Here is a 7,275-nt window from a genome sequence, read left to right as displayed (position 1 = left end):
TCCTTTTTTTTTCCCCCCCCCCCCCCCCCGCGCTCGGGCCACGGCCGCAGGCCTCGGCGGCCTCGTCCTGCTGCTCACTGCCGCGAGGACCGCCGCGCTCGCTCTCGCCGTGGTGCTGCTCGTGCTCGCGCTCGCCCGAGCGCTCCAGGAGCTCCGCGGCGGCCGGGGTCCCTCGCGCCCGCTGCTCACCGGTGTCGTGGCCGCGACAGCAGGCTCGGCAGCCGGCCTGTGGCTCGTCGCCACGGCCGCGCCCACCGACTGGTCGAACCGTGGACTCGTCTGGCTCCGAGCGCGAGACGTCGTCTCGGACCACCTCCTGGTGGGAGCAGGGCTCTCGCAGTGGTCGGCGCTCCAGGACGTCGGCGTCCTGTCGACCCACTTCACGCACAGCCTGTACCTGTACCTCCTCTTCGCCGGGGGAGCGGTCGGCGTGGGTCTCTTCTCCTTCACCGCTGCGTCGCTGCTGCGCGCCCATCTCGGTGCGGGGTGGTGGACGACCGCGCCCGTGCTGCTCCTCCTGGTCGCAGGCCTGTTCGAGTCGGTGTGGAACCCCATGACGGTCGACGCGACCACGTGGGCCGTCGTCGCGCTCCTCGCGGCGGTGCCCGCTGCGGCCGCCGGAGGACCGCGTCGCGGCAGTGCAGACGTCGGCAGCGCGGCTCCTGCGACGGCGAAGGCGTGAGACGCGTCGTGCCTCGGCCCGCGGCACCCGAGCCCCTCCGTGCTCCCCCGGGGTCCGTCGCGGCCGTCCGCCGCGAGAGCCACGGCGGCGGCCGGAGCCCAGGTGGGGCCGGTGTCGCGGCCGGCGGCACCGACGCGCCGTCCGGCCGCCCCGCAGCGGTGCTCGTCTCGCACCTGTCCCCCACCACGGGGATGGAGCGATGTGCGATCGAGCTCGCTGCGGCCCTCGGGCCTCAAGTCCCCGTCGTCGCCATCGGAGAGGACGCTGCTCCGCCCGACGTCCTCGCTCCCCGCTTCACCTCGCTCGGCGGGTCGCTGCGCGGTGTCGCCAGGGTCTTCTCGGTGGTGCGGCTGCGCCGGTGGAGCGCCGCCGTCGACGGCGTCGTCGTCGTCGTCGGGGTCTGGGCGGCGCTCCCCCTCCTCGTGTGCCGACGGCGGCTGCCCTTCGCCGTGGTCGTCTGGGAGCACTCGATGAGCCCGGAGAACCTCGCCGCGAACCCCTCCCTTCGACTGCTGCACCGCGCTGCCCGACACCTGTACGGACGGGCGGATGCGGTCGTGGCCGTCAGCGAGGTCCTCGCCGCGGAGCTCGAGCAGTGGCTGGCAGCTCCCCCCGTCATCGCGATCCCCAACCTGCTCAGGGACGAGGACGCCGCGGCGGGACCGCCCCGGCGGGAGGGTCAGCCCGAGGAGCCGGCCGGCCGCCGGACGAGTCGGAAGGACGACGGGCGCGTCGTCGTCCTGGCCGTCGGACGCCTCGTCCCGGTGAAGAACCACGAGCTCCTGCTGACGGCGCTGACCCGTCTCCCCGAGGACTGGGTCCTGGACGTGGCGGGCGACGGTCCGTTGAGGGAAGCGCTGTCCGTCCGGTGCGAGCGTCTGGGCCTGGGCTCCCGCGTCCGCTTCCTCGGGCACGTCCCCGACATGAAGCCGCTGTACGACTCCTGCGACGTGGTGGCCCTGCCGTCGCACGGCGAGACCTTCGGCCTGGCCATGCTCGAGGCGGCGCGCCACGAGCGTGACGTCGTCGTGACCGACTTCCCGATGGCGCGCGCCCTGGTGCCCTCCCTCGTGCCCGGCAGGTCGTCACCGGCCGACGCCGACAGCTTCGCCAGCACCCTGGTCGAGGTGGTCACCTCGCCGACACCGCCGCATGAGCGGCGTGCGGCTGCAGCCAGGCGCGAGCACTTCGTGGACCCGAAGCGGGTCGTGGACAGGTGGGTGCACCTCCTGCAGAGCGTCGCGCCGGACCTCGATCGTCACGAGTCCAAGACGTGACGGCATCCGGCGCGGCGGAGGTGGGCGCCGCGCGGCCGCACACCGCCTTCCGGGACGCCGCGCGCTGGAACCTCGTCGGGAGCGCCGCTCGGCAGGGCATCACGCTCTCGGCGACCTTTCTCCTGGTCGTCCTCCTGGACCCGGCCGACTTCGGTGCGGCGAGCGTCGCGCTGGCCATCGTGCTGCTCTGGCAGACGGCGATCCAGCAGGGGCTCTTGCCCGTGCTGGTGGCACGACCGGTCCTGTCGCAGGTCGAGCTCACGTCAGCGCACTGGTTGCTCGTGCTCTGCGGTCTGCTCGCGACGACGACCACGGCGCTGTCCGCAGGGCAGGTCGCCACCGTCGCGGGCGCTCCTGTCTTGGCAGGCGTGCTCCACGCCCTCTCGGTGTTCGTGCTCGTCGAGTCGCTGGCGGTCCCCCACGAGGCCGTGGTCAGACGGGCGATGGACGGCCGCGGGCTGGCGCTGCGCGGCCTGCTCGCCCCCTCTGCCGGGGCAGCGACGGGCGTCCTGGCAGCCCTGCTCGGCGCAGGTGTGTGGGCGCTCGTCGGTCAGCAGCTCGTCGTCTCGGTGACCAACCTGCTCGTGCTGGTGGTCCGGTCCGGGTGGCGGCCGACCGGGCTGCCGCGATGGCGGGCCCTCCGCCCCCTGGCGCCGCTGGCGTGGCGCTCGAGCGCTGGTGGACTGGGTCAGGCGCTCGACGCGCGGGCAGACCTCCTCCTCGTCGGCCTCGTCCTGGGGCCGACCAGCGCGGGCCTCTACCGCCTCGCCGGGCGGCTCGTCGACGCGGCGCACGACGTGACGTGCCGAGCCGTGGTGACGGTGAGTCTCGCTGAGCTGGGGCGCACCGCTGACGTGGACCTCGCACGGAGGGCTCGCGACATCTCGGAGCGCACCGCCGCCGTCAGCGCCCCCGCTCTGGGACTCCTCGCCGGCAGCGCCTCCGCCGTCACCGGTCTGCTCGGTGCGGAGTGGAGGAGCGCCGCGCCTGCGCTGTCGATCCTCTGCCTGTCGTCGCTGCTGATGTCGACGACGTCCACGCTCGTCCCGCTGCTGCAGCGCCGTGGGCGGCTCGGTCGCACCAGCCTGCTCGCCTGGGCCGGGGCCGGGACCGGCCTCGCCTTCTTCGGGGGCCTGACGGCCGTCGTCGGCGGCCTCAGACCCGTCGAAGCGCTGGCCGTCGTCGCGGCTGGCCGAGTCCTCCTGCAGTCGGGTGAGTGCGTGGCGGCCGTCGTGGCGGTCCGCCGAGAGCTCTCCGTACGGACGCGTGACCTCGTCTCACCGCTCGTCCTGCGCCACCATCTCGTCGCCCTGCTGGTGGCCGGGAGCGCGTGGGGCGTGGCGCAGCTGCCACCTCCCGGGTCTCCGGCGCTCCTGGTGGTCGGCGCATCGGTGGCGGGGGGTGCGTCGTGCGCAGGCCTGCTGCAGCTGACCGACGCCCGAGCACGTGGTGCCCTCCGGGCGCGAGCTGCGGCGACGCTCGCACCTCTACGACGACGCCCGGAGCCAGCTGCCCGGCCCGGGCGGGCGTGACGTCACCGGCTTCCTCTCGTCGCACCGCGCCGCCGTACCGTCCCGCTGCCGGCGAGGGCCCGAGCGGCGGTCACCGACGTGGTTGAGCCCGAGGATGGGCTGAGCTCCGTCCCGGTCGCCGACCGGCCGCTCGGGTGGGCGGCGCAGCAGGACCCCACCCGTCCGTCCACCTCAGCGTGCACAATCCGTCAGCACGTCTCCGTCCGGTGAGCAGACGACGGAGCCGGTACCGCGCGTCCGTCCGACCCGGGAGGTCCGCATCGCCAGGACCCGATCCACCAGTGCACGGCAGCTGCTCGGCTTCGCCGGCTACTACGGTCTCGCGCGGCACCTGCCGTGGTCCTTCATGCCCGGCGGCTCCGTGGGCCGTCGTGCGCGTCTGGCCGCCTGCCGACGGCTGTTCGCCTCCTGCGGCGAGCACGTCAACGTGGAGCAGGGCGCGTGGTTCGGCTCGGGGAGGGACGTGATCATCGGTCATCGCTCCGGGATCGGGAAGGACGCCCTCGTCATGGGGCCCGTCACCATCGGAGACGACGTCATGATGGGCCCGCGCGTGCTCGTCCTGGGGAGGAACCACGTGGTCGACGACACCGCGAGGCCGATGCGTGAGCAAGGGCTCGGCGAGGCTCGCCCGGTCGTCATCGAGGACGACGTGTGGATCGGCGCCGGCGCCGTCCTGCTCCCGGGCAGACGGATCGGTCGGGGCAGCGTGGTCGCCGCCGCCTGCGTGGTCACCAAGGACGTCGCTCCGTACAGCGTCGTGGGCGGCAACCCGATGCGTCAGATCGGGCACCGCGGATCGCCGACCTAGGGAGGACGGACCTCCTGCCCCGCGCCTGGCGAGCGTCGCGAGCAGCCTGCTGAGCCGCGGCGCTCGACGACGGCAGTCGGCTTGGACTGCCGTCGTCGAGCCGAGCGGAACGCACGTCAGCTCTTCCGTGCCCCCGCGTGCTGCAGAGCCTCCGCCGTCGACGGACCGGGTGTCGACCGGAGCCCCGGCCGCCGGGGCGCAGGGATGGCGGCGATCCCCCGGCCGGCCTGAGGGACCCGCCCTGCCGAGGAGGCGAGCCGGTGGGCGCGGTGGCTGAAGCGCTCGAGCAGCGGACGTGGGACGAGGCTGCCGGCCGCTAGCACCGCAGGGCCCGGTGCCGGGAGGCTCCCGGACCTCCGGACCTCGGCGAGGCACGTCCGCACGCCTGCGGACGACCGGGCCTGCACGGCGTAGCGCAGCGCCTGGCCGCAGACGAAGTCGCTGTAGGTCCTCGCGCTCCACCGAGACCGCCAGGCTGCCGCCCACTCGAGGGAGGAGCGCCAGTCGGCCGAGGCGGAGACTGAGGCGACCGAGCCGAGGTAGTGCTCCACCGTCACCTCAGCCACCTGGACGACGACCGCGCCGAGCGAGTCCTCCGCCCTCAGCAGCCAGTCCCAGTCCTGGTGCCGGGCGAGCCCCTCCGACCACGGCACGGCGACAGCGGTGGAACGACGCATCAGCAGGGTCGACGTGTGCAGGCTCGCGCGCCCCAGCGAGGGGCGTCGGCGCCGGAAGAGGTAGTCGCCCACAGACTCGTCCGCGGCGATGAGCGATGTCGGTACCGGACGACTGCGCTCCTGGGTGTCGCACCGCACCTCGACCACCCTGGACCCGACGACCACGGCGGCCCCGTGGCCCTCGCTGGCGACGAGGCGGCGGACCTGCAGCGAGAGCTTCATGGGACGCCACAGGTCGTCGTCGTCCAAGAAGGCGACGAGGTCTGTCTCCGCCGCTGCGACACCGAGATTGCGCGAGCGGCCTCCGAGGGCGCCTCCACCGGTCCAGATCACGTGGTCGGCCTCGGCGAGCCAGGCACGCTCGTAGCCGCGGGTGTCGCTCCGGTCACGGTCGACCACGACGGTGACGACCACGTCGCCCGGGTAGTCCTGCTCGCGTGCGCTCCGCAGCGCGGGCGGCAGGGACGCCCGACGGAGCGTGGTGGGGACGACCACCGTCACCGAGGGCCACGACGCCGTAGGGCGGCCACCGCTGCGGGGGTTCGGGATGCGCTTGTCGACCGCTGGCCACTTCGCCTCGTTCATGCTCTTCCCTTCGTCATCTCGCCGTCACGACTTGACCTCTTCACCCGGACGGCCCGCCCGACGCGACGGCGCGGCCCTTCAGGGGTCACCGCCCGGTACCGCTCACGACGTGGGCAGTCGTCCGCAGGAGGACCAGCAGGTCGAGCCACAGCGACCAGTTCTCCACGTAGAAGTTGTCGAACCTCGCCCGCTCGCCGATCGAGGTGTCTCCCCGCAGCCCGTTGATCTGCGCCCACCCCGTCAGCCCGCACGGCACCCGGTGCCGCCAGAGGTAGTCCTCGTGCTCGGCGGTGAAGCGCTGCACGAAGTGCGGCCGCTCCGGCCGCGGACCCACGAGCGACATGTCGCCGCGCAGGACGTTCCACAGCTGCGGCAGCTCGTCCAGCGACGTCCGTCGCATCAGCCGGCCGACCGGCCCGACGCGGTCGTCGTCGGCGATGGACCAGGTCGTCGCGCTCTCGGCCGCGTCGACCGGGCGCAGGCTGCGGAGCTTCAACAGCTCGAACTCCCTCCCGTCGAGACCGACCCGCACCTGCCGGAACAGGACCCCGGGGCCGCCCTCGCGGCGCACCGCCAGCGCGCAGACGGCGACCAGCGGCCAGAGCAGGGCCAGGCCGGCAGCCGCGCCGACGACGTCCACGACCCGCTTCAGCCGCCAGGTCGAGGACCGGAAGGCCGGCCGGCGAAGCCGCACCAGCGGGATGCCGTGGACGACCTCGACGAGGCGGTGGGTGCTGTGCACCTGCCAGTAGCGCGGCACGGTGAAGATCTCGACGTCGAGGCGGTGACACGCGCGGACGACGTCGACGACGACCCTCTCGGGGGCGTTGGAGAAGCCGAGGACGACGGTGTCCGCGCCCGTGGCGCGCACCACGGACGGCAGGTCCCGCAGCCCGCCGAGGACGGGCAACGGCCGCTCCCCCGCCGCGAGCTGGGGGTCGTCGTCGACGAAGCCGACCGGCAGGAGCCCGTGCGTCCCGCGCCCGAGCACGTCGGCGAGCTGGCCGCCGAGGCCGCCGCACCCCACGACGACCGTCCGGTGCGCGACCCGTCGCGAGCGACGCGCGGCTGCGACGACCGCGTAGACCAGCGCGCGCGCGGCGAGAACCAGCAGAACGGCGCCGCCGAGGCGGGCGACCACCACGGCGTCGAGCGGCGGGTAGCGCAGGACCGCCGCCGTCGCCGCCGTGGTGCCGGCCGCGGCGAGGGCGGCGACCAGGACCACCGGCAGCTCGTCGAGCACCGAGAGGTTGAGGCGCGCCCGGTGCAGCCCGGCGGCCCCCAGCCCGGCCAGCAGGACGAGCCCGAAGACGACCATGTCGTCGGCGGCCCCGGCCCCGCCGAGGAGGGCGACGGCGGCCAGCAACGCCAGCACGTCGGCGAGCAGGGAGGCGCGGCGCACGCACAGCTGAGGCGCCGACCGCGGCGAGCGCCGAGGAGGGACGGGGCGGCTGCGCTGCCGGGGCAGCGCACCCAGCGCCTCGCCGGCCTGCGTCGTCGTGCTCACGCATGGTCCCCCGTCGTCACGGAGGCGCCCGGGTCGGCGGCTCCGACGGTCCTCTCGGCAGGACTGCGCCCGGGCTTGAGCCCGTCCGGGTGACGACCTCCGACGCCGTCGTCGGCGCGGCCCGCTCAAGTCCGTCACCCGTGCGGCCGATGGGCGTGGCAGACGGGTGACGCGCGGCGTCGCCCTGCCGAGCCGAGGAGCAGC

The 7,275-nt window shown here is 74.5% G+C and carries 6 protein-coding genes; 4 read left to right on the top strand and 2 right to left on the bottom strand.

The genetic code is table 11. The features are described from left to right. From WDZ17_RS05275 to WDZ17_RS05260, 4 genes are all read left to right on the top strand, one after another. Window positions 1–682 (top strand): hypothetical protein (locus WDZ17_RS05275; protein WP_339574087.1); only part of this gene is annotated, 682 nt, incomplete at its 5' end. A gap of 191 nt (window positions 683–873) precedes the next feature. Next, window positions 874–1,959, top strand: coding sequence for a glycosyltransferase family 4 protein (locus tag WDZ17_RS05270; protein WP_339574086.1), 1,086 nt, complete (start codon window positions 874–876; stop codon window positions 1,957–1,959). Next, window positions 1,956–3,491: an oligosaccharide flippase family protein gene (locus WDZ17_RS05265; RefSeq protein WP_339574085.1), complete on the top strand. Its 1,536-nt coding sequence runs from the start codon at window positions 1,956–1,958 to the stop codon at window positions 3,489–3,491. Before WDZ17_RS05270 ends, WDZ17_RS05265 begins: the two co-directional genes overlap by 4 nt. 346 nt (window positions 3,492–3,837) lie before the next feature. Next, window positions 3,838–4,302 carry an acyltransferase gene (locus WDZ17_RS05260; protein WP_339574084.1) on the top strand — a complete coding sequence of 155 codons (465 nt, stop codon included), beginning with the start codon at window positions 3,838–3,840 and terminating at the stop codon, window positions 4,300–4,302. 116 nt (window positions 4,303–4,418) lie between these two features. Here the strand turns inward: WDZ17_RS05260 and WDZ17_RS05255 are convergent, their stop codons facing one another. Then, the gene (locus WDZ17_RS05255) at window positions 4,419–5,564 is read right to left on the bottom strand and encodes a glycosyltransferase (RefSeq protein ID WP_339574083.1); all 1,146 of its coding nucleotides are present in this window, start codon (window positions 5,562–5,564) and stop codon (window positions 4,419–4,421) included. Between the two features lie 85 nt (window positions 5,565–5,649). Then, the gene (locus WDZ17_RS05250) at window positions 5,650–7,071 is read right to left on the bottom strand and encodes an exopolysaccharide biosynthesis polyprenyl glycosylphosphotransferase (RefSeq protein WP_339574082.1); all 1,422 of its coding nucleotides are present in this window, start codon (window positions 7,069–7,071) and stop codon (window positions 5,650–5,652) included. Window positions 7,072–7,275 lie beyond the last annotated feature (204 nt).

Origin of the sequence: Pseudokineococcus basanitobsidens (assembly GCF_037482545.1) — a bacterium.
Taxonomy (GTDB): Bacteria; Actinomycetota; Actinomycetes; order Actinomycetales; family Quadrisphaeraceae; genus Pseudokineococcus; species Pseudokineococcus basanitobsidens.
Note: the sequence above shows the minus strand (reverse complement) of the source record. Positions and strands in the feature narration are given on the sequence as shown.

Coding starts and splice junctions, on each gene's coding strand:
- WDZ17_RS05270 (WP_339574086.1), top strand. CDS start 874: ATGGAGCGATGTGCGATCGAGCTCGCTGCGGCCCTCGGGCCTCAAGTC.
- WDZ17_RS05260 (WP_339574084.1), top strand. CDS start 3,838: ATGCCCGGCGGCTCCGTGGGCCGTCGTGCGCGTCTGGCCGCCTGCCGA.
- WDZ17_RS05255 (WP_339574083.1), bottom strand. CDS start 5,564: ATGAACGAGGCGAAGTGGCCAGCGGTCGACAAGCGCATCCCGAACCCC.